This window comes from Ornithinimicrobium sp. INDO-MA30-4 (assembly GCF_021535045.1).
GTDB lineage: Bacteria > Actinomycetota > Actinomycetes > Actinomycetales > Dermatophilaceae > Ornithinicoccus.
The window spans coordinates 72,269-93,394 of sequence record NZ_CP091056.1 but is presented as its reverse complement, the minus strand read 5'-3'; the positions used below and the strand labels follow the sequence as shown (position 1 = coordinate 93,394).

Sequence of the window (21,126 nt, the reverse complement as noted above, 5' to 3'; positions counted from 1 at the left end):
CGGCGGGTCCGGTCAGTGACCGGCTGGGGGTTTATCAAACTGTAGGGGGTCATCACTCGCGACCTGAGCCAACGGGATACAACTCGGTGAGAGCGCCGCGCCGAAATGCCACTCCGCTATCGCGTACCGAGCCAATCAACCGGGCGCCGTGATCAAGGTTGAGAGCAGCCTCCGTGCTGTCAGCGCCGGTGCTGTCATCGAGCGCCGCCATCTCGGCGGTCTCGCTGTCAGCTGTCTCAGTCTCACCGTTGTGCGACTCGTCTTCCTCGGGGTCCTCCACCACCGGCTCGTCATGCAGGGCTGTCGTCCCCAAAACTTCGCGCATGGTGTCACCTGATAAAGCACCGTGACGAAGAATCACTGGCTCATCACCGGTGCAGTCCACAATCGTGGAGGCGGCCGAGTTAGTCCGAACTCCCCCATCGAGATAGACCTCAACAGCCCCAGTCAACTGACCCTGGGCTTCCTGGGCTGTCGTTGCGGCCGGCTGCCCGGTGAGATTCGCGCTCGTCACCGCCATGGGGCCGACCTTTTCCAGCAACGCCAGCGCAATCTCGTCGTCTGGCATCCGTAGCGCTACCGTCCCGTTAGTATCGCCCAGATCCCACATCAGCGACTGTTGAGCGCGCAAGACCAAAGTCAGTGGCCCCGGCCAAAATCGACGCATCAGTATTTTGGCGTACATCGGCACTTTGGTCGCTAGACCGTCGACAGTGCGAGCGTGCGGCACCAGCACCGGCGGCGGCATCTCACGCCCGCGCCGCTTGGCGGCGAGCACCATGGCGACGGCGACGTCATCAAATGCATCGGCACCAACGCCATACACGGTGTCCGTCGGCAGCACGACGATCTGGCCGTTACGCAATGCATCAACGGCTTGATCTATGGCTTCGTTGCGGCCTTCGGGATTGGAACACTCGACGATCACGTAGGCATTCTCCCACTATCGACGTGCGATGCTAACCCGATGCCACAGTTAAATAACGAGGTCCTCAATGCCGCGGACGTTGTTGAGTTGGTGAGCGGCTCCGAAAGCCTGCACTTGGTTAGCTGTGACCTGCGTGAACTTCGTCTTACCGGACTAGATCTCAGCGATGCCGTCTTTGAGGATTGCCACCTAGATGGGGCCGACTTGCGAGGTGCATTGTTATCCGGAACTTCCTGGTCGCGGGGCTCGCTCAGTGGCACGCTGCTTGACCGTGCTGACCTGGGAGATGCCCATTTTGACGCTGTTGATATGGCCGAGGCGCGGCTCACCGGTGCCATGATGACGGACGCTGTGCTGAGTGCGTGTCGACTGACTGGCTTGCATGCAACAGACACACAGGGCATGGGGCTGCAGATCATCCGTTGCAATGCCTATGGGGCAGACCTCAGCGGCATGGTCCTCCGACGGCGAGACCTCAGCGGCAATCGGTTGGCGGAGGCGAACCTGCGCGGTGCCGACCTGCGCGACTCACGTCTTGACGGGTGCTCGTTGGAGAATGCCGACCTGGTGGGAGCCAAGTTCGCTGGGTCTGACCTGCGCGGCGCTAGTCTGGGCACCTTCGATCTCGCGCGCGCTGCTGCGTTGGCAGATGCGCACATCAGCCCTCGCCAGGCCCAAGCTTTGGCTTATGACCTCACCGGAGCCATCACCGTCGGTGATTGAGGTCACCTCACACACCGGGAACAGGGCTACCCGATCCAGGGTTGACCGAGGGTGAACTAGACCTCAATATCGCCACGGTTATCTTTCTTGCTAGGCACGCATTGCGCGCGCAACCCTGGGTCGGCCCGTCAGATCATCATGATCAGACAGGTCGACCCATTTTTGTGTCTTCGATAGGGCTGCCGCAAGGGACTCACGCTGCACGTCAGCGTGCTCCATCAGCAGCACTCCCCCAGGCTTCAGCAACTCAGCTGCGCGGGCAGCCATGGTCAGTGGGATGGCCAAGCCGTCGGCGCTCCCCCCATAGAGAGCCATGGACGGATCGTACTGCGCGACCTCAGGGTCGATGGGGATCGCGTCATTGGGCACATACGGCGGATTGCACGTCACCACGTCAACCAAGCCGATGAGCTCGTCAGCAGCGTGCCCGGCATCCCCCAACCGCAGATCAACATCCAGCCCGGTATGCGTTGCATTGCGCGTGGCCCAAGCGTGCGCCTGGGGCGACAACTCGACACCGATCACCGTGGCACGCGGGACTTGCCTTTTCAGCGCTAGCGGGATCGCACCGCTGCCGGTGCACAGGTCAACCACGACTGGCTCCGATCTCCCCACCAGGTCTGTGGCCGCCATCGCCACCAACGTCTCCGTTTCCGGTCGAGGCACAAAGACACCCGGTCCAACCAACAACTCGAGGTCGGCGAAGGGTGCAGTTCCGGTCAGGTGCTGTAACGGCTCGCGGGCGGCTCGGCGACAAATGAGCCGCGCATACCTGTCGCCATGTTCATCCGATAGTGGCTTGCCCAGCACCGCCATCCGCACCATGTCGCCACGGCTGGTTTGCAGGACATGGGCCAGCAATATCTCGGCGTCCGCCCGAGGGCTTGGCACCCCCGCTGAGCTGAGATCACCGGTAGCGGTGCGCAGAGCCGCGCTGATCTCGGTCACGGCGCGCGGAATCAGTCTTCGGCCGACATGGCAGCAAGCCTGGCTGCTTCGTCGGCGTCAATGGCGCTCACGACTACCGGGTCGAGGTCACCATCCAGGGCTTGGTCAAGTTGTAGGCCTTGTAACCCGTGCGGTGATCGGCGATGCGGTTCTCGGGGTAGTTGTAGGTGCGGATGCGCTCACTGCGGTCAACGGTGCGGATCTGAGACTTGCGGTGGGCTGATGCTTCCGCATTGGCCTCTTCAATCGCCAGTTGGTGCAACCGACCACGCAGCACGCGCATGGCTGACTCTTTATTCTGCAACTGCGATTTTTCGTTCTGGCAGGACACGACCAGGCCACTAGGCAGGTGGGTGATCCGAACCGCTGAGTCGGTGGTGTTCACCGACTGCCCCCGGGACCATGGACCGATAAACATCGATCTTGAGATCGTTAGGGCCAATCTCCACCTCAGCCGGGTCCTCGACTTCTGGGAACACCAAAACACCGGCGGCTGAGGTGTGCACCCGCCCTTGGCTTTCTGTCACGGGGACTCGCTGCACGCGGTGCACGCCACCTTCATACTTCAACCGAGCCCACGGGGCCTCCCTGGCCCGGGAATCCCAGTTGCCTGGAGTGCAATGCGGATGTCTTTGTAACCGCCGAGGTCAGAAGCCGTCGAATCCAGGACCTCGGTGCGCCAACCACGTCGCTCGGCGTAGCGCAAATACATCCGGACCAGGTCAGATGCGAACAGAGCAGACTCGGCGCCGCCTTCACCTGCCTTCACTTCGATGATGGCATCTTTGTCGTCGTCCGGGTCGCGAGGCACCAGCAGGCTGCGCAAGTGCTCAGCGACTTCCGCCAACTGAGTCTCCAGCGCCGGAATCTCCTCGGCAAAACTTTTGTCGTCCGCGGCCAACTCACGAGCAGCCTCAAGGTCATCCCGCACCGAGATGAACTCACGATAGGCGGTGACAGTCGGGCCGAGTGCCGCGTAGCGCTTATTCAACCGGCGGAACGCAGCCGGATCGCTGTGGATTGAGGGGTCAGCCAACTGCTCCTCGATCTCGAGGAACTCAGCAACTAACGGCTCGGCTGACTCGTCCATGCGATTCTCCTGCGGTCTGGGCGCCGTGCAGGCGCTGCGGTGCTCTTTGGGGGCCTATCAAAGACAACACCGGCCCAGCCACCACGAGGGTTGCTGAGCCGGCGTCGGAAGTCTTACTTGGCAGCCTTCTTGCCGTAACGCTCCTGGAAGCGAGCGACGCGTCCACCGGTGTCCAGAATCTTCTGCTTGCCGGTGTAGAAGGGTGGCACTGCGAGCACACATCGGCGCTGATCTTGCCGGACTCGGCCGTGCTGCGGGTGGTGAATGTCGAACCACAGCTGCAGGTCACAACGGTCTCGTTGTATGCGGGGTGAATGTTCTGCTTCACAAAATCTCCTCGGGTGGTAAACCTCCCGGGTCGCCCTGGCGGATGCCAAAACGTGAACCGGTGAGCCAACCGTTAATAATGCCACGCGAGCCAAAGATATTCCATTCCGACCCGAGGTCAGGGGTGTGCACTAGGGTTCCAGTGCGGAGCCGGGCCTCTACGCAGCCCGCCGCCTGTTTCATCTATGCGATCACCTGACGGCACGGCGATCTTGGTGGTGGGCCCCGCTTCGTGGTGGCTGCCCTCTGGGGCATTGCAGTCTCTCAGATGGGTGGCGGCGCCTATTATCACGCCTTGGCGGCAGCCAACCAGCCGGCGGTCACAGACCCAGATTCCATCTCGGTGGGCCAGGTCTTGCGAGTGCCCTACCGCGATTGAGCACTAGCAACAGCAAAACGAGCGCCAGGCAATGTGCCTGGCGCTCGTTTTCGATGTGCGAATGAGTTACTCCTCGTCGTCCAACTTGATCGAGGACGTTTGCTGCACCTGAGTCAAGAACTCGTAGTTGTTGCGAGTCTTGCGGAGCCGGTCAAGCAGCAACTCGATGCTCTGTTGGCTGTCCAAGGCGGCCAAGACACGACGCAACTTCCACATGATCTTGAGCTCTTCGCCCGACATGAGGATCTCTTCGCGGCGAGTGCCCGAGTTGTTGACGTCAACGGCCGGGAAGATCCGACGGTTGGCCAACTGGCGGTCCAGCTTGAGCTCCATGTTGCCGGTGCCCTTGAACTCTTCGAAGATGACCTCGTCCATCTTCGAGCCAGTCTCGACCAGAGCCGTAGCCAAGATCGTCAACGATCCACCGTGCTCGATGTTGCGAGCGGCACCAAAGAACTTCTTCGGTGGGTAGAGCGCTGCGGAGTCGACACCACCAGAGAGGATCCGACCGCTGGCCGGAGCCGAAAGGTTGTATGCGCGGCCCAACCTGGTTATCGAGTCGAGCAAGACGACAACATCGCCGCCCATCTCCACGAGGCGCTTAGCACGCTCAATTGCCAACTCGGCGACCGTCGTGTGGTCATCGGCGGGACGGTCGAACGTTGAGGCGATGACCTCACCGTTGACTGCACGCTGCATATCGGTGACCTCTTCGGGACGCTCATCGACCAGCACAACCATGAGGTGAACCTCGGGGTTATTCGTGGTGATGGCGTTGGCCAGGGACTGCATGACCATCGTCTTACCGGCCTTGGCCGGGGCGACAATGAGGCCACGCTGGCCCTTACCAATCGGGGCCACCAGGTCGATGATCCGAGTGGTGAGGTTCTTGTTGTCGGGAGTCTCCAACCGCAGACGGTCCTGCGGGTACAGCGGAGTCAACTTGCCGAACTCGGCGCGGGCCTTGGCCTGGTCTGGCTCAAGGCCATTCACGCTGTCCAGACGCACCAGGGCGTTGAACTTGCTGTTGCGACCGTTGCCACCGTTGTTGATGGGCTCGCCGTCCTTGGTGGCCTTGATGGCACCAACGACTGCATCGCCCTTGCGCATACCGTTCTTGCGGATCATGCCCATTGGCACGTAGATGTCCGTCGAACCCGGCAGGTATCCGGTGGTCCGGATGAAGCCATAACTGTCAAGAACGTCCAACACACCAGCAACCGGGACAAGCACGTCCTCGTCGGAATAGCTGTTGTCCTGATCGTCGTAGTCGTTGCGACCGCCGTTGCGGCCCGAAGGACGCTTGTTGCGGTCGCGACCACGCTGGCGGTTGCGTCGGCGGCCCCGACCGTTGCGGTCATCATCGTCGTCGAACTGGCCGGAGTTGTTGTTCTGGCCTGCGTTGGACTGGCTGTTGTCGCGACCGCCGTTGTCACGGTTGTTGTCGCGGTTGTTGTTGTCGCGACCGCCCGAGTCGTTCCGGGTGTTGTCGCGGTTGTTATTGCGACCGGAGTCACGGTTGTCACGACTGCTGTTGTCGCGTCCGTTGTCGTCTCGGCTGTCATTGCTGCCCGACCGGTTGTCGTTCGAACGGTCCTCGCTTGAGCCGTTGTCCCGACCATTGCGCAGGCCACCGTTGTCATGACCACCGTTGTCACGGTTGTTGTCGCGCGATTTGTTGCGCTGATTGTCCCGACGCTGGTTTTCTCGCGAGTCACCGTTGTTGCTACCGGCCTGCTCGTCGTTCGACCCAGACTTGGTGTCGTTGACGTCGGCAGTTGGCTGGCCCGACGAGGTCGGCTCTTCGGCCTGTCCTTCACGGGGGCTCTTTGCCTCGGGCGCCGAGTCTGCAGTGTTCTGCTCGCTACTGGCGGTCCCCTTGGGCTCACCTGCAGCAGATCCGGCGCGACGAGAGCGACGAGTCGGACGCTTGGGCACCTCGGACTTTTCCTGCTCAGCGGCCGGGGCCGCTGCAGGCTGCTCGTTGGTGCTGGGGAGTTGAGGTGCGTGGGTGCTTGATGCACCACCACGGGCTTGGCGAATGGCTGAGACGAGGTCAGCCTTGCGCATCCCGCGGGCCACGTCGAGGCCCATGTTGCCGGCTAGATCCTGCAACTCGGCAAGGCGCATTGCGCTCAGGGCGCCTGTTTTGGTGCTGCCCTGCGCGTTCGAGGTTTCAGTCACTAAGAATCCTTCCCCCGCTTCCTCCGCGTTGGGAGCGTTGGGGTATCACTGGATCAGCGCTCAAGCGCTGTTGGGATCGATCCCCGTACGTGCGATTGCGGCATCAAAAGCCGATGGACAACGAATCTGCCAACGATCTGTGCGGGGAAACACCACGGGATTACGAGGAGAATGTGAGTTGCGAGAACCCCCGGTTCTCACTCGTCCACGAGGATGACACAACCGTAGCACTGGGTGAGCCGATAATCACACTCCGACCGGCCCAGCCAGCGCAGAGACCGTCACTCCGGGCTAGAACGACGCTCAATTCACCTGTCGAGCGACGTCCATCAGGTCGCCCAAAATTGCCGAAGCGGTGGCGTCTCCCCCGGCCCCAGCACCGGTCATCAACAACGGCCCAGCAGACATAGTCTCGATCATCAACGCGTTGTTTCCTTCGCGAATCCCAGCGAGTGGGTGGTCAATGGGCAGCGGCACTGGTCGGACCGACAATTCAACGCGCGGGGCACGTGCCGATCCGGTCGCATTGGCTGTCGCCACCAACTTGATGACCTGACCGGCAGCTTGCGCCTGGTCAAAGTCAGCGTCGCTCAGGTCGGCGATGCCTTGGAGGTGGACGTCGTCCATGCTCGCGTCGATGCGCCAGGCGGTCCGAGCAAGAATCACGATCTTGGCGGCCGCATCGATGCCCTGCAGATCTTCGGTCGGATCGGCTTCCAGGAAGCCGAGTTCGCCAGCCTGCCTGACTGCATCCTCAAACGGCACACCCAGGCGGCTGACCAGGTCAAGGACGTAGTTGGTCGAGCCATTAACGATGCCCGAGATGGTCTTGACCTCATCCCCTGGCAACGACTCACCAATCGCGCGGAGCACTGGGACAGCAGCCATCACGGCGGCTTCGTACTTCAACTCCACGCCAGCATTCGCCGCTGCCTCGTGCAACTCTGCGCCCCGATGAGCGATCAATTGCTTATTGGCGCTGACGACATGTGCTCCATTCGCGAACGCCTCGCTCATCAGCGAAGCAGCAGGCTCCAGCCCGCCCATCACCTCAATGACGACATCGGCATCTGCCAGGACAGACGCTGCGTCATCGGTCAACAACTCAGCATTGGCCGCTGACAGGTCACGCTGGGTCGACAGATTGCGCACCGCGATGCCGGTGAGGACCAACCGACGCCCCAACCTGGCCTCGTACAGGTCTGCTCGCTCCGACATCAATCGAGCGACGGAGGATCCGACGGTGCCGCAACCGAGCAGGGCGACGCGAATAGGGGCCTGTGTCATCACAAAGTCCTTCGGGGTGGGGTATGTCGCAGGTCGGGTCGGACTACATGCGCTCGGGAGCGTCGACTCCCAGCAGCGCCAGACCGTTGGCCAGCACCTGGCGGGTGGCGTTGTTCAGCCACAGCCTGGTCCGGTTCAGGTCAGTGATCTCGTCCTCAGCGTTAAGCGGGCGCACTCGGCACACGTCGTACCACCTGTGGAAACGACCGGCTAGATCCTCAAGGTAGCGAGCAATGCGGTGTGGCTCGCGCAGCGTTGCAGCCTGCGCGACTACGCGCGGGAAGTCGCCGAGGGTGGCCAGCAGTGCCGCTTCGGTGTCGTCTGCGAGCAGTGACGGGTCAAAGCCATCGGCGCGGTTAACTCCGTCAGCGGCCGCCAAGCGGGAGACGTTGCACGTGCGAGCGTGCGCATACTGCACATAGAAGACGGGGTTGTCGTTGGTGCGCTTGCGCATCTCTTCGCCGTTGAGGTCCAGCGGCGAATCCGCGGGGAAACGGGCCAGGGAGTAACGCAATGGGTCCGAGCCGATCCACTCCAGCAGGTCGTGCAGGAAGAGCGCATTGCCGCGACGCTTGCCCATCCGCTCGCCTGAAATGTTGATCAGTTGGCCGATCAAGACCTCGATGTTCTGTTCGGGGTCGTCTCCAGCGCAGGCCGAGATGGCCTTCAACCGGTTGACGTAGCCGTGGTGGTCGGCGCCGAGCAGGTAGATCTTTTCCGCGAAACCGCGGTCCTTCTTGTCGAGGTAGTAAGCAGCGTCGCTGGCGAAGTAGGTGGGCTCGCCATTGCTGCGAATCAGGACGCGGTCTTTGTCGTCCTTAAAGTCTGTCGTGCGCAGCCACACGGCGCCGTCGACATCATCCACGTGGCCCTGGGCGCGCAAACGCTCAACCGCCGTCTCGACTGCTCCCCGTCATGCAGCGTCTTTTCGGAGAACCACATCAAACTGCACCTGGAAGGCGTTCAACGTGGCCTGCATCTGTTCAAGTTGAAGCTCATAGCCGCGAGACTTGGCCAATTCATGGGCTTCGTCGTCGGGCATCGTCGCGAAGTCAGGGTTTTCGCCGGTGATCTGTGCGGCCAAGTCGTTGATCCAGCCGCCCGGATAACCACCCTCAGGGATCTCCTCACCCCGGCGCGGGCAACGATGGAGCCGGCGAACTTGTCCATCTGGCTGCCAGCGTCATTGATGTAGTGCTCAGCGGTCACGGAGGCGCCACTGGCTTTTAACAAGCGCGCGATCGCATCGCCGAGTGCAGCCCACCGGGTGTGGCCGATGTGCAGCGGACCCGTGGGGTTGGCCGAGACAAACTCAACGTTGATGACATGACCAGCCAAGGTGTCGTTGTGGCCATAAACCGCGCCAGCTTCGACGATGTTTTTGGCCAATTCACCCGCGCTAGCGGCATCCAGCGTGATGTTGAGAAATCCGGGCCCCGCCACATCGACCTTGGCAATGCCCTCGCCTTGAGACAGTCGAGCAGCGAGCGCCTCCGCGATCTTGCGCGGCGGCATACCGGCGGACTTGGCCAACTGCAGAGCGATGTTCGTTGACCAGTCTCCGTGCTCGCGACTCTTTGGGCGCTCGACTCGCACGGATTCCGGGAGTGGCGCGGCGAATTCGCCTGCGTCAACAGATGCGTGGAGGGCGGCCAGAATCGCTTCGGCAAGTTGCTCAGGAGTCACCCCATCAGTCTAAGGGAGAACGCATACCCCCACTCATCGACAGAATCGTGATGAGCGCCACGGTGCTGATATTGTCTGTGGCTGTTGCCCCCGTAGCTCAGGGGATAGAGCACCGCCCTCCGGAGGCGGGAGCGCAGGTTCGAATCCTGCCGGGGGCGCAATGTGATGTCTTCCGACATCAGCGATAGTGGCCCTACGGAAACGTAGGGCCACTATTGTTGTGCTGGCCTATCTTTGGTTGCCGTCAGATCGTGCTGCCGGACCCTGGGCACGCTTGATGTGGGCGTCCAGATACGGGAAAGCGTCCCTTACGCTGCCCCAACCGTCTTCGTACTGCGGCAGTTTCCGATGGCCGTTGATCATCCGGGTCCGCGCTTCCTCCGCCTCCATGCCTAGCCGAGTGTCTTGCCACGGGTGCTTAACATGCACCCAGGCGAGGGCTCGCGAGTCAATGATGGTGGGCAACTGGCGGTGCACTAGCCGGTGATGCAGCAGTGGCGACATTTCGAGTCCGCCTGACTCGGCATCAAATCGACCCACGTAAGCCTGTCCAATAGCGATCAGTGGCGAAACCAAAGGCCGGAAGTCAATGAGGCCCTTGCTATCCGTGCGAGCCGCCAAACCGTACCCCAGGCTAATGACCCAACCATGGTGCTCAGGAGTCACGTAGGGCGCCAACTGGTCAAGGAAATCAGCGCTCATGATGTCGTCGTCGTCGACCCTCAACATCACGACCGGACCCGTCTTGCCGTCGGCCTGCAAATCCTCGCGGATTCCAACATCCGATTGGACGAAAGTTTCTGTCGGCACGAGCCGCAAGGCTGGGTATGTCTCGGCTAACGATCGCAACTGTCGAAAGTAAGGCTTTGGCAGGTCCGGCGAATATTGCACCAAAACCCGAAAGTCGTGCCGCTGTGCCATCGCTTGATAGTGCGGGGCGGCCCACTCCCCAAAGATCTTCAACCGCGTCTTCATCCTGCCTTCGCCCCAAAGATGGTCGCGGTACTCCTGCGCGCTACCAAAAAGCCCGCGTTCGTGGCTCGCCAACCTGTCCAGTTGGGGTCGAAGACGCTGAACTTCACCACTGCCCGATACTGCGGCGGCGCGTCTGCTGCTGACTGCGGCGCAGCCCTGATCAACGTTTTTGCACGGTCAAAGATCGCCATCGTTAAACCGTATCCGCAAATTGGCGAGCCAGCCATAGACATGCAGATGACGTGCTCTCAGCAGTGAACGCGTAAACCGAAGGTGAACCCACGACTCACGATTTCAATCAAAAGTCTCACCCTCAGCGAAATCAGTCGCTCGAACGGCTAGTGTGGTTACGCACGATTCCTTCTTATCAACCCGGTCAGGAAGAGGCGTTCACGCCGTGGCAACGCAGCCCCCAGCAACGACAACCCGTTGGCAGATTTTGGAGCCAATGAATGGCTCGTCGAAGACATGCGCGACATGTACTTAGCCGACGAGTCGTCCGTCTCGCCCGAGTGGCGAAGTTACTTCGCTGGGGCTGGTGGTGAAGCGGGTTCGGACTCAAAGGCCGACGCAGATGGCGACAAGGGCAAAGCGTCCAAGCCAGCAGCCGACAAGACTCCTGCTGAGCCAACGAAGCCCACGCCGAAAGCAGAGTCTCCGGCCAAGCAAGAGGCCAAGAGCGAGTCTGAGGCCAAAGAAACCCCCAAGAGCGAGCCAGCGGCAAAGAAGCCTGCTGGGCCAAAGACCGACCCCAAGAAGGAACCCTTGACCAAGAAGGAAGAGGTGGCTTCGCCCACCCCGCGCGACACTCCGGCCCGCAAGAGCACTCGCCCTCAGGAAGAGTCGCAGGCCACCACCTTGCGCGGCGCAAATGCTCGCGTTGTCTCCAACATGGAGGCAAGCCTCACGGTCCCAACCGCAACGAGTGTCCGCTCGCTGCCAGCGAAGTTGCTGATCGACAACCGCACCGTGATCAACAATCACCTGACCCGCACGCGGGGCGGCAAGGTTTCGTTCACCCACCTCATTGGGTATGCGATGGTCAAGGCCGCGCGCTCGATGCCTTCGATGAACAACGGCTTTGAGATGCGCGAAGGCAAGCCTGTTCTGGTGGAGCCAGTCCACATCAACCTGGGTATTGCTATTGACCTGCCGAAGCCCGATGGCTCGCGTCAACTTTTGGTGCCCAGCATCAAGAGCACCGAAGAGATGGACTTCAACAGCTTCTTCCAGGCTTACGAGGACCTCATTCGCAAGGCTCGCGACGGCAAACTCACGATGCCCGACCACCAGGGCACCACCATCACCCTGACCAATCCCGGCGGCATCGGCACCGTCCACTCGGTGCCCCGACTGATGCAGGGCCAAGGCGCCATCATCGGCGTCGGCGCGTTGGACTACCCCGCCGAATGGCAGGGTGCGAGCGCCAAGACCATCGCCAACAATGCGGTCAGCAAGATCCTGACGCTGACCTCGACGTATGACCACCGGATCATCCAGGGCGCAGCCTCTGGTGAGTTCTTGAAGCAGATGCACTCGTTGCTGCTAGGCGGCGATGACTTCTTTGACGAGATCTTTGCCTCCTTGCGGATCCCCTACGAGCCGATCCGCTGGTCGCCGGACATCTCGGCCTCGCATGAGGACGACATCTCCAAGACCTCACGTGTGCAGGAGCTGATCCACGCATACCGGGTCCGTGGTCACCTGATGGCCGACACCGACCCCCTCGAATATCAGCAGCGTCGTCACCACGACTTGGACATCACCAACCACGGCTTGACCCTTGGGACCTTGACCGTTCATTCGCGACCGGCGGATTCGGGCACGAGAAGCGCCTCACTTTGCGCAGTATTCTCGGGACGCTGCGTGACTCGTATTGCCGGACCACTGGCATCGAGTACATGCACATTCAGGATCCAGAGCAGCGAGCCTGGATCCAGGAACGCGTTGAGGTCCCCTACACGAAGTCCAGCCCTGCCGAGCACCTGCGCATCTTGCGCCGGCTGAACTCGGGTGAAGCCTTCGAGACGTTCTTGCAGACGAAGTTTGTCGGCCAGAAGCGATTTAGCTTGGAGGGTGGCGAGTCGGTCATCCCACTGCTGGACCGGATCTTGACTCAGGCTGCCGAAGAGAGCCTCGACGAGGTCTGCATCGGTATGCCGCACCGTGGCCGTCTCAACGTCTTGGCCAACTTGGCTGGCAAGTCCTACGGACAGATTTTCCGCGAGTTCGAAGGTAAGCAACAGCCCGGATCCGTCCAGGGCTCCGGTGACGTCAAGTACCACCTGGGCACCGAAGGCACCTTCGAGACCGAAGAAGGTGAGACCACCAACGTCTACTTGGCTGCGAACCCCTCCCACTTGGAGGCAGTCAACCCGGTGCTTGAGGGCATCGTGCGGGCTAAGCAGGACAAGTTGGACAAGGGCGAAGAGTTCAGCGTCCTGCCTGTCTTGATGCACGGTGACGCTGCCTTCGCCGGGCAGGGTGTGGTGGCCGAAACGCTCAACCTGTCCCAACTGCGCGGTTACCGCACCGGTGGCACGATTCACGTCATCGTCAACAACCAGGTCGGCTTCACCACCAGTCCGTCGCAGTCGCGTTCCTCTGTCTATTGCACAGATGTGGCTCGCATGGTGCAGGCGCCGATCTTCCACGTGAACGGCGATGACCCCGAGGCGTGTGTCCGGGTCGCCCAGTTGGCGTACGACTACCGCCAGGCGTTCAACAAGGACGTCGTGATCGACATGGTTTGCTACCGACGCCGTGGTCACAACGAGGGCGATGACCCTCGATGACGCAGCCGCTGATGTACGAACTGATCGAGTCCAAGCGTTCGGTCCGCAAGATCTACACCGACTCGCTCGTTGGCCGTGGTGACATCACCGTGGACGACGCCGAAGAGGCTTTGCGCGACTACCAGAAGCAGTTGGAGCAGGTCTTCACCGAGACCAAGGCGGCGCTGAAGGGCGAGGACGGCCAAAGCGGTGGGCTTGAGCGCCCACAGGCTCAAGAGCGCGACGAGCAAAGCAAGCACCGCAAGGTGAACAGCGCCATCGATGAAGAGACGCTGCATCGCATTGGTGACTCGTTTGTTGACACCCTGATGGCTTCACCGTGCACCCGAAGTTGGCGCAGTTGATGACCAAGCGCCAGGAGATGACCCGCAAGGGCAGCATCGACTGGGCCCTGGGCGAGTTGCTCGCGATTGGCTCTCTGCTCATGGAGCAGACTCCGGTGCGTATGGCGGGTCAAGACTCGCGGCGAGGCACCTTTGTGCAGCGTCACGCAGTGCTCACGGACAAGCGAAACGCCGCCGAATGGGGCCCGTTGGGTCAACTCTCCGACGACCAGGCAAAGTTGTGGATCTACGACTCGCTGCTGAGCGAGTACGCCGCCATGGGCTTTGAGTATGGCTACTCAGTTGAGAACCCGAACGCTTTGGTGCTGTGGGAAGCCCAGTTTGGTGACTTCGTCAACGGCGCCCAGACCATCATTGATGAGTTCATTTCGTCGTCTCAGCAGAAGTGGGACCAGCGCTCATCTGTTGTCCTGTTGCTGCCGCATGGGTATGAGGGACAGGGCCCGGACCACTCCTCCGCACGCATCGAGCGCTTCCTGCAGATGTGCGCAGAAGACAACATGACGGTCGCCTACCCCTCCACACCGGCGTCGTACTTCCACCTGCTGCGCAGTCAGGCATATGCCCGTCCGCGCACCCCGTTGATCGTTTTCACGCCCAAGGGCATGCTCCGGCACAAGGCTGCCGCCAGCGCGCCGGAGGACTTCACCAACGGCACCTTCCGTGCTGTGTTGGCAGATAACCGCGCCGCGGCAGGACCGGTTGACCGTGTGCTTTGGCTTCCTCAAGTTGGTCTATGACCTGGAAGAAGAGCGCGCCAAGCGCGAGGACGAGAACACCGTCATCTTGCGGGTGGAGCAGTTGTACCCGACTCCCGCCGCCGCCATCGCGGACCTGGTTGGCGACTACCCAGATGCCGAGTTGGTCTGGGTCCAGAACGAGCCAGAGAATCAAGGCGCTTGGCCATTTATGGCCTTGAACCTGCCGCCGGCTCTGCGTGAGTTGGGTGTGGAGCGGGGCTTGCGAGTTGTTTCGCGCCCAGCTGCTGCCTCACCTGCCACGGGTTCAGCCAAGGTGCACGCCGTTGAACAGGCCGCACTTGTGGCCAAGGCTTTTGACCGCTGAGGAGATCATGAGCGCATCCCCACCCCTAGTCCGACGCTGCCCGACGGCTGGACGGCCGCTGAGCCGACCGAGGCTGACATCCCTGACCTCGTCGAGTTATTGCGGCTGCACGAGGAAGAGGCTCGAGGCTTCCCGGGTGCCGATAGCGAGAACGTCGCAGCCGAGGTAACCGGCCGAGGCGCGCGCACGCATACCCACCTTTTGGTGCGAGATGATCAAGGCAAGGCTCGCGCCTGGATCTCCTGCCATGACCGAGCCAAGGGCCGCGTTCTCGTGGGGATCACCGTGGACCACCACTTTGATCCTGAATTGGCCGACATGACTGCTGAGTTCAGTTTTGCCAAAGCCAAAGAGTTCTCGATCCAGATCGGCGCCGAGCGCGGCCTTGAGGTCACCCAGATGGACTCGGGTGCGTTCAAGGAAGACAAGCGCCAAGCGCGTTGGCTGACTGAAACGGGCTTTGAGAACGTGCGCGAATGGTGGCAGATGTCGCGCCCGACTGAGCCTGGCGATGAAGATGCCGTCGGCACTTTGCGTGAAGGCGTCGAGATCCGCCGCGTGGCGCGAAACAACACCGACAAACTGCCCACAGAACAAGACCTGCGCGATGTGCACTTTGTGCTGGAGGAGTCGTTTGCCGACCACTTCAACTCCTACCGTGAAACTTTCGAGGAGTTCCTGGGTAGGTTGCGGGAAGACCCCGGTCACCGCTGGGATCACTGGTGGTTGGCCACCGTTGATGGCAAACCGGCTGGCGCCGTCGTCGCTGCGGCGCTCACTGGCCGAGTTGACTCCGAGGGCAACCCCAAGGCGGATGCCTCCTACGTTGACTACATCGAGTGCACAAGCGAGCACGTGGTCGCGGTGTCGCCAAAGCCCTGCTGAACACGGTTATTGCCGATGCTGCCGAGCGCGGACGTGGCTCAGTTGCATTGGAAGTTGACGCCGATTCCCCCACCGGCGCCGATGGCCTCTACACCTCAATGGGCTGGAAGACGTCGTACATCACACAGTCTTGGCACAAGGATGTGAACGTCTTCGCGTCGTGATCCCGCAACTTCGGGTAATACGACGTTAGGCTCTTGGGTGTGGCGCTTGCCGCACCCAAGAGTGACCTCAGCAGCGAAAGGCAGTCACTGTGACAACCGGCCCAGACCAAGCTCCGATGGAGTTCACCCCCAGCGCGGAGTTTCAGGTCACCGATGGCCCCCGCGACATCGGGGTGTGTTTCGTTGGAGACGGCTTCGTCGCGGGCTACGGCGACCCCAAGGCCCTTGGTTGGGTGAGTCGCGTTGTGGGACGCACGCCAACCCACGGAGCCGACCTGACCGCATACAACCTGGGTGTGCGTGGTGATTCCAGCGCCGAAGTGATGAACCGGTGGCGCACCGAGTGCCCGCCGCGCTGGGAAGACCGCACTGAACGTCGACTTGTCATTGGTGTCGGCGCCCGTGATCTAGATGGTGGGATTAGCACTGCCCGGTCGCGGCTCAACTTGGCCAACGTGCTTGATGAGGCGGCCGCCACCGGTATCGCTACCTTCGTCGTTGGGCCAACCCCGACCCTGGACACCGACGAGAATGCTCGGCTGCAGGTGCTAGCTGAGGCTCAGGCTGACGTCTGCTCACGCCGCGGCGTGCCCTATGTCGACTGCTTCTTCCCGTTGCGCGACCACGAGCAGTGGCAGTCAGACCTGGCCGCCGGCGATGGAGTCCACCCTGGGCAGGCAGGCTACGGCTTGATCGCTTGGCTCGTGCTGCACCACGGCTGGCAGCGCTGGCTGCAACTTGACGGCTAACCGGGGTCAACGCCGACTACCTGGGCTCCCGCTAGCGGTTGCCGCCTCGGAGCGACTGCACCCAATCGCTAGCCGCCCGGTATGACGTGACGTCGGCTCCGTGTGGGGCTGGCGTCACTCGACCATCGGCTCGGGGATAACTGCCCAAGAAGAGCACCTTGGAAGACGTGCGGTGCAGACCAGTCAATGCCTCGGCCATCCGCGGCTCATCGATGTGCGCATCAGCGTCAATCGCGAAGCAGTACTCCCCCAACCCGTCTCCGGTCGGCCGCGATTCCAAGCGACGCAGGTCAACGCCTCGGGTAGCGAACTGCTCAAGAATCTCGAGCAAGGCTCCAGGACCGTTCTCGTGCAAGTAGGCAACCATTGTGGTGTTGTCTGCCCCAGTCATCGCCTCCGGCGGCCCAGGCTGTCGCACCTGCACGAAGCGGGTCACCGCGCCAGCGCGATCAGCAATGTCGTCAGCAACAATCACGAGCCCATGGCGAACCCCTGCTAACTCAGATGCGATCGCTGCGTCATACTGTCCGGCTGCCACTAACTCGGCTGCCCCTGCTGTGGAGGCCTCAGGCATAACTTGGGCAAGCGGGATGTGGTGAGCAATCCACTGGCGGGTTTGTGCTGCGGCGTGTGGATGAGTGGCCAAGCGCTTAATGTCGCTCAGTCGCGTGCCTGGCCGCGCCACCACAGCAAACCGAACTGAGACTTCTACTTCCCGGACAATCACCAGCGGTGAGCCGTGGATTAGCCCGTCAAGCGTCGCCGAGACGGAGCCTTCGACTGAATTCTCAAAGGCACGACCGCACTGCGCGCCCGGCCAGTACGCACATCGTCGAGGGCCGCTCGAACCGTCGGCGCGGGCGAAGTTGAGGCTGTCTGTCCCTCCACCAGAGCCAGGACAGCTTGCTCAGTGAAGGTGCCGCTCGGCCCGAGGTAGGAGATATCGACTGGTGCGCTCACACTCGAACTTTAGTAGGCACCAGCCTTGTCCGGGAACAACACGACAGCCACGGTGCGCCAGAGGATCATGACATCAAGAACCGGAGTCCAGTTTTCGACGTAGTACAGGTCAAGCCGGACCGCCTCGGACCACTCCAGGTCGCTGCGACCGCTGATCTGCCACAAGCCAGTCATGCCGGGCCGCACCAAGAGCCTGCGATGCGCAGCCTCCTCATACTCTGCAACCTCGCTGGGCAAGGGGGCCGTGGCCCGACAACACTCATATCGCCAACGAGCACGTTAAAGAGTTGGGGCAGCTCGTCAATGCTGTAGCGCCGGATGAACGCACCAATCTTGGTCACCCGTGGGTCATCCTTCATTTTGAAAAGCGGACCCGCGCCATCGTTCTGGTCCATCAAGCCTGCACGCTGATCTTCAGCGCCGGTCACCATGCTGCGGAACTTCCACATCCGGAAGGTGTCGCCGCCACGACCGACCCGCTCTTGCCGGAAAAAGATTGGTCCCCGGTCTCCGCGGTAAATCGAGAAAGCCACAGCAATCATCAGCGGAGAAAAGATCAACAACAGCGCAACAGCCAACAACTTGTCGAGAAGTTGCTTGAAGATCAATTGCGGGCCAGCAAACGTCGGCGATTCGACGTGGATCAACGGCAACCCCTGAACTGGGCGGGTTTTCACCGAGGACCAGCGACGTCCATGATGTCCGGCGACACAACCAAGTCGATATTGGATCCCTCGAGAGCCCAGCCGAGCTCGCGCAAGCCATTGGAGCCGAGGCCCGCCGACGAAGAAACGGCCACGACATCGATGCCCAAAGTTCGTGCCTGCTCAGCTACTTCGTCAGCATCCCCTACGATCGGCACACCGGCGACGGTCCCCGTCCTACTTGTGTGGTGGCTGACGCAGGCTCCATGCACCTGGTATCCAGCCCCTGGGACGCGCCGCAGGGCAGCGACCAGTTGATTCACGTGGCTGTAGTCACCCACCACCAAGACCTTGTCGGACAATTTCCCTGCTGCTCGATGATGCACTAACCAGCGGCGAGCTAGCCAGCGACCCGTGAGGAGCAGGAGGGTGCCAAGGGGAAAGGCAATCAAGACGTAACCGCGGGCGAAGTCCAGCCTGAAAACGAAAGAAACAATCGCTAGGAGGCCGAAGAGCGCAAACGTGGCATTGACCACTGCGCGATACTCCTGCACCCCGTGACCGGTATAGCGTCCGTCGTAGGCGCCTTGAAGGTGCAGAAAAATGGCCCAGCCCACAACGAGAGCGATCGACACGTAGGTGTAGCTGACCGCGTCCAGCCCTCCAGCCGAAGCAAGCAACTCATCGGCGAACCCGAAACGGGCCACCTGGGCGACCACGGCAGCGGTGCCAATGGCGAAGACGTCGGACCAACGAAGCCACCGCAAATAAGGCCGTAGGTAATGGCGAGAGGACGGGCCAGACGATTCAGGCATAACTGACGAACCCCCACGGGAGTCAAGTATTTGCGATGAAGCTTATTGATTTTCTGTCCTGTCACGGAGGAGATCTGCCTGGTAATGATAGTTCACTATGCAACCGGAATTTTCATCTTGACCAAAACTTTACTGTTTTAAGCGTGTGTCACGGGCCGCACCTCGCCTAATGTTGCGACAGGTTCGTCTGCGCATCACCCCTACTGCGCAGACGAGCAGCCGAAAACTCGGCTGTCACCAAGTGCCCGGCAATCGGGCATTCCCCTGTTGAAAGGTTTGTCGATGAAACTCCACACCTCTCGTGCACGCTATTCCATGGCCCTCGTGGCCGGTGTTGCACTCACCCTGTCCGCTTGCGGCAGCGACGACGCCGAAACCGACTCGGGCTCGGAAGCCGCGGCCGAGGTGGACACCGAGTCTGAAGCAGCCGGCATGGTCCCCGACGCCATCAAGGAAGACGGCAAGATTGTGGTTGGCACCGATGCTTCGTACGCCCCGAGCGAGTTCCTCGACACCGATGGCGAAACCATCATCGGAATGGACATCGACTTGTTCACTGCCGTCGCTGCAGAAATGGGCCTCGAAGTCGAGTTCCAGAATGCTGACTTCGGCAGCATTATTGCCGGTGTTGACGGTGGCAAGTACGAGATGGGTGTCTCCAGCTTCACCATCAATGACGAGCGCAAGGCTGAAGTCAACATGGTCAACTATTTCAGCGCTGGCACCCAGTGGGCTGTCGCTGAGGGCAACCCAGAGAGCGTCGACCCCGACTCCCCTGTGGTTTGACCGTCACGGTGCAAGCCAACACGGTTCAGGACCTGGATGACCTGCCGCCGAAGGCCGAGGCGTGCGAAGCCGATGGGAACCCAATGGAAATCTTGCAGTTTGAGGGCCAGGACCAGGCCACCGCAGCACTCGTCTCTGGCAAGGCTGACGCCATGCTCGCTGACAGCCCGGTTGTTTCCTACGCCATCACCCAGGTTGACGGCATTGAGGCCGTTGGCGAGATCTACGACGCAGCTCCCTACGGCTACGTGATCCCGATGGACCAGACCGAGTTGGCCGACGCCATCGTCGTCGCCCTGAACTCGATCGTCGAAAGCGGTGGCTACGAGGAAGTCCTCGCTGAGTGGGGTCAAGGTGAAGGCGCTATCAACGACTTCGCCGTCAACCCGTGAGCACCAGCACTCCTGCTGATCAGCGGCCGGGACTGATTGACGCCGTCCCGGTCCGCCATCCTTGGCGTTGGGTCGCAGTCGGTGTCGTAGCCGTGGTGGCTGCCATGTTCATCAACATGCTGGTCACCAACGAGGCCTTCAACTGGCCTTTCGTCTTTGAGACGATGACGCTGCCACCGGTCATCAACGGCCTGCTGATGGGCACTTTGCTCGTCACCTTGCTGGCGATGATCATCGGCGTGGTCCTCGGAGTCACGCTGGCCGTCATGCGACTCTCGCCCAACCCGGTGCTGCGCTATGCGTCGTTCACCTTTATCTGGTTCTTCCGAACCATTCCCCGACTCGTGTTGCTGACCATCATGGGTGCGCTTGGTGTGCTCTTCCAGGACGGTCTCGCTATCGGTGTGCCGTTCGACCACATCTTGTTGGCTCCCTTCGATTTCAGTTGGGATCTTCGGTTTATCACGCTGGATGCCAACACGGTCTTCGTGGGTGTCACTGGTGGCGCCATTGGCTTGGCTTGAGCGAAGCGGCCTACATGGCCGAGATCGCTCGAGCTGGCATTACGTCTGTGGACACTGGCCAGCGCGAAGCGGCAGAGGCGCTGGGTATGGACGGCGGCAAGACCATGCGTCGTATCGTCCTCCCCAAGCGATGCGGGTCATCGTGCCGCCAACCGGCAACGAATTGATGTCCATGTTGAAGGACACCTCGCTGTTGATCGGGATCCCGGTCGGTGCTGAGTTGTTCTTCCAACTAAGCGCGGTCGGTGCTCGGACCTTCCAGGTTTTCCCGGTTCTTGTCGCGGCTGTCCTTTGGTACATGATCATCGGCAGCATCTTGATGGTTGGCCAGCACTTCCTGGAGAAGCGATTCAACCGTGGGTACGGCGCCCGTCGCGCTACGCCTAAGGAGTCCGAAATAGCTGCGTCCGTCGGTGCGGCTGGCGCAACTGGCGCTGGAGGTGGCGACGTATGACACGTCCAATTGTTGAAGCGGT

At 61.3% G+C, this 21,126-nt stretch carries 16 protein-coding genes, 1 tRNA gene and 6 pseudogenes; 12 read left to right on the top strand and 11 right to left on the bottom strand.

Features of this window, described 5'->3' with window-relative positions; genetic code table 11:
• Positions 1 to 52: 52 nt before the first annotated feature.
• Entirely contained in the window at positions 53 to 928 is an 876-nt protein-coding gene (locus tag L0A91_RS00485) for an L-threonylcarbamoyladenylate synthase (RefSeq protein ID WP_311197903.1), read from the bottom strand.
• Positions 929 to 967: 39 nt separating this feature from the next.
• On the opposite strand from L0A91_RS00485, the gene L0A91_RS00480 reads away from it, so the two are divergent.
• Positions 968 to 1,651 carry a pentapeptide repeat-containing protein gene (locus tag L0A91_RS00480; RefSeq protein ID WP_235245411.1) on the top strand — a complete coding sequence of 228 codons (684 nt, stop codon included), beginning with the start codon at positions 968 to 970 and terminating at the stop codon, positions 1,649 to 1,651.
• 90 nt (positions 1,652 to 1,741) lie between these two features.
• On the opposite strand, the gene prmC is transcribed toward L0A91_RS00480, so the two are convergent.
• The 3 genes and pseudogenes from prmC to rpmE all read right to left on the bottom strand — a co-directional run bounded on the left by prmC (position 1,742) and on the right by rpmE (position 4,017).
• The gene (gene prmC, locus L0A91_RS00475) at positions 1,742 to 2,599 is read right to left on the bottom strand and encodes a peptide chain release factor N(5)-glutamine methyltransferase (protein ID WP_235245410.1); all 858 of its coding nucleotides are present in this window, start codon (positions 2,597 to 2,599) and stop codon (positions 1,742 to 1,744) included.
• A gap of 11 nt (positions 2,600 to 2,610) precedes the next feature.
• Positions 2,611 to 3,689, bottom strand: a pseudogene (gene prfA / locus L0A91_RS00470) (peptide chain release factor 1).
• A gap of 113 nt (positions 3,690 to 3,802) precedes the next feature.
• Positions 3,803 to 4,017: pseudogene (gene rpmE, locus L0A91_RS00465) on the bottom strand (50S ribosomal protein L31).
• Between the two features lie 231 nt (positions 4,018 to 4,248).
• Here rpmE and L0A91_RS00460 point away from each other — a divergent pair.
• Positions 4,249 to 4,395, top strand: coding sequence for a LysM peptidoglycan-binding domain-containing protein (locus tag L0A91_RS00460; RefSeq protein ID WP_235245409.1), 147 nt, complete (start codon positions 4,249 to 4,251; stop codon positions 4,393 to 4,395).
• A gap of 66 nt (positions 4,396 to 4,461) precedes the next feature.
• Here L0A91_RS00460 and rho read toward each other — a convergent pair whose 3' ends face one another.
• From rho to L0A91_RS00445, 3 genes and pseudogenes are all read right to left on the bottom strand, one after another.
• A complete protein-coding gene (gene rho / locus L0A91_RS00455) occupies positions 4,462 to 6,525 on the bottom strand; it encodes a transcription termination factor Rho (RefSeq protein WP_235246668.1) in 2,064 nt (687 codons plus the stop codon).
• Between the two features lie 357 nt (positions 6,526 to 6,882).
• Positions 6,883 to 7,866, bottom strand: a complete 984-nt coding sequence (locus L0A91_RS00450) for a homoserine dehydrogenase (RefSeq protein WP_235245408.1) — start codon at positions 7,864 to 7,866, stop codon at positions 6,883 to 6,885.
• Between the two features lie 43 nt (positions 7,867 to 7,909).
• Positions 7,910 to 9,552, bottom strand: a pseudogene (locus tag L0A91_RS00445) (arginine--tRNA ligase).
• An 86-nt stretch (positions 9,553 to 9,638) separates the two neighbouring features.
• Between L0A91_RS00445 and L0A91_RS00440 the strand changes: the two are divergent.
• Positions 9,639 to 9,710: transfer RNA gene (locus L0A91_RS00440), tRNA-Arg, on the top strand.
• A gap of 70 nt (positions 9,711 to 9,780) precedes the next feature.
• On the opposite strand, the gene L0A91_RS00435 is transcribed toward L0A91_RS00440, so the two are convergent.
• Complete coding sequence (locus L0A91_RS00435; protein ID WP_235245407.1) at positions 9,781 to 10,527, bottom strand: glycosyltransferase; 747 nt, start codon at positions 10,525 to 10,527, stop codon at positions 9,781 to 9,783.
• A gap of 18 nt (positions 10,528 to 10,545) precedes the next feature.
• Between L0A91_RS00435 and L0A91_RS00430 the strand changes: the two genes are divergently transcribed.
• From L0A91_RS00430 to L0A91_RS00410, 5 genes and pseudogenes are all read left to right on the top strand, one after another.
• On the top strand, positions 10,546 to 10,785 hold the full coding sequence (locus L0A91_RS00430; protein ID WP_235245405.1) for a hypothetical protein: 240 nt from the start codon (positions 10,546 to 10,548) through the stop codon (positions 10,783 to 10,785).
• Between the two features lie 210 nt (positions 10,786 to 10,995).
• Positions 10,996 to 14,731, top strand: a pseudogene (locus L0A91_RS00425) (multifunctional oxoglutarate decarboxylase/oxoglutarate dehydrogenase thiamine pyrophosphate-binding subunit/dihydrolipoyllysine-residue succinyltransferase subunit).
• 99 nt (positions 14,732 to 14,830) lie between these two features.
• A complete protein-coding gene (locus L0A91_RS00420) occupies positions 14,831 to 15,616 on the top strand; it encodes a GNAT family N-acetyltransferase (RefSeq protein WP_235245404.1) in 786 nt (261 codons plus the stop codon).
• On the top strand, positions 15,571 to 15,780 hold the full coding sequence (locus L0A91_RS00415) for an N-acetyltransferase (protein WP_235245403.1): 210 nt from the start codon (positions 15,571 to 15,573) through the stop codon (positions 15,778 to 15,780). Before L0A91_RS00420 ends, L0A91_RS00415 begins: the two co-directional genes overlap by 46 nt.
• Positions 15,781 to 15,896: 116 nt before the next feature.
• Entirely contained in the window at positions 15,897 to 16,529 is a 633-nt protein-coding gene (locus tag L0A91_RS00410; protein ID WP_235246667.1) for a GDSL-type esterase/lipase family protein, read from the top strand.
• 31 nt (positions 16,530 to 16,560) lie between these two features.
• Here L0A91_RS00410 and pheA read toward each other — a convergent pair.
• From pheA to L0A91_RS00395, 3 genes and pseudogenes are all read right to left on the bottom strand, one after another.
• Positions 16,561 to 17,417: pseudogene (pheA, locus tag L0A91_RS00405) on the bottom strand (prephenate dehydratase).
• A gap of 81 nt (positions 17,418 to 17,498) precedes the next feature.
• Positions 17,499 to 18,031: pseudogene (locus tag L0A91_RS00400) on the bottom strand (sugar transferase).
• A 131-nt stretch (positions 18,032 to 18,162) separates the two neighbouring features.
• Positions 18,163 to 18,948: a nucleoside-diphosphate sugar epimerase/dehydratase gene (locus tag L0A91_RS00395; RefSeq protein ID WP_235245402.1), complete on the bottom strand. Its 786-nt coding sequence runs from the start codon at positions 18,946 to 18,948 to the stop codon at positions 18,163 to 18,165.
• Positions 18,949 to 19,230: 282 nt separating this feature from the next.
• Here L0A91_RS00395 and L0A91_RS17070 point away from each other — a divergent pair, with 282 nt between their 5' ends.
• From L0A91_RS17070 to L0A91_RS00380, 4 genes are all read left to right on the top strand, one after another.
• Positions 19,231 to 19,734, top strand: a complete 504-nt coding sequence (locus L0A91_RS17070; RefSeq protein ID WP_260115257.1) for a transporter substrate-binding domain-containing protein — start codon at positions 19,231 to 19,233, stop codon at positions 19,732 to 19,734.
• 8 nt (positions 19,735 to 19,742) lie between these two features.
• Positions 19,743 to 20,126, top strand: a complete 384-nt coding sequence (locus tag L0A91_RS17065) for a transporter substrate-binding domain-containing protein (protein WP_260115256.1) — start codon at positions 19,743 to 19,745, stop codon at positions 20,124 to 20,126.
• A complete protein-coding gene (locus L0A91_RS00385) occupies positions 20,123 to 20,650 on the top strand; it encodes a hypothetical protein (protein WP_235245401.1) in 528 nt (175 codons plus the stop codon). Before L0A91_RS17065 ends, L0A91_RS00385 begins: the two co-directional genes overlap by 4 nt.
• Before the next feature lie 130 nt (positions 20,651 to 20,780).
• Positions 20,781 to 21,104, top strand: coding sequence for a hypothetical protein (locus L0A91_RS00380; RefSeq protein ID WP_235245400.1), 324 nt, complete (start codon positions 20,781 to 20,783; stop codon positions 21,102 to 21,104).
• The last annotated feature ends 22 nt before the right edge of the window (positions 21,105 to 21,126 follow it).

Excerpts from the sequence above, each read along its gene's own strand:
- L0A91_RS00480 (WP_235245411.1), top strand. The coding sequence starts at position 968 with ATGCCACAGTTAAATAACGAGGTCCTCAATGCCGCGGACGTTGTTGAG.
- rho (WP_235246668.1), bottom strand. The coding sequence starts at position 6,525 with ATGCGCCTTGCCGAGTTGCAGGATCTAGCCGGCAACATGGGCCTCGAC.
- L0A91_RS00450 (WP_235245408.1), bottom strand. The coding sequence starts at position 7,866 with ATGACACAGGCCCCTATTCGCGTCGCCCTGCTCGGTTGCGGCACCGTC.
- L0A91_RS00435 (WP_235245407.1), bottom strand. The coding sequence starts at position 10,527 with ATGAAGACGCGGTTGAAGATCTTTGGGGAGTGGGCCGCCCCGCACTAT.
- L0A91_RS00430 (WP_235245405.1), top strand. The coding sequence starts at position 10,546 with ATGGTCGCGGTACTCCTGCGCGCTACCAAAAAGCCCGCGTTCGTGGCT.
- L0A91_RS00410 (WP_235246667.1), top strand. The coding sequence starts at position 15,897 with ATGGAGTTCACCCCCAGCGCGGAGTTTCAGGTCACCGATGGCCCCCGC.
- L0A91_RS00395 (WP_235245402.1), bottom strand. The coding sequence starts at position 18,948 with ATGCCTGAATCGTCTGGCCCGTCCTCTCGCCATTACCTACGGCCTTAT.
- L0A91_RS17070 (WP_260115257.1), top strand. The coding sequence starts at position 19,231 with ATGAAACTCCACACCTCTCGTGCACGCTATTCCATGGCCCTCGTGGCC.
- L0A91_RS00380 (WP_235245400.1), top strand. The coding sequence starts at position 20,781 with ATGCGGGTCATCGTGCCGCCAACCGGCAACGAATTGATGTCCATGTTG.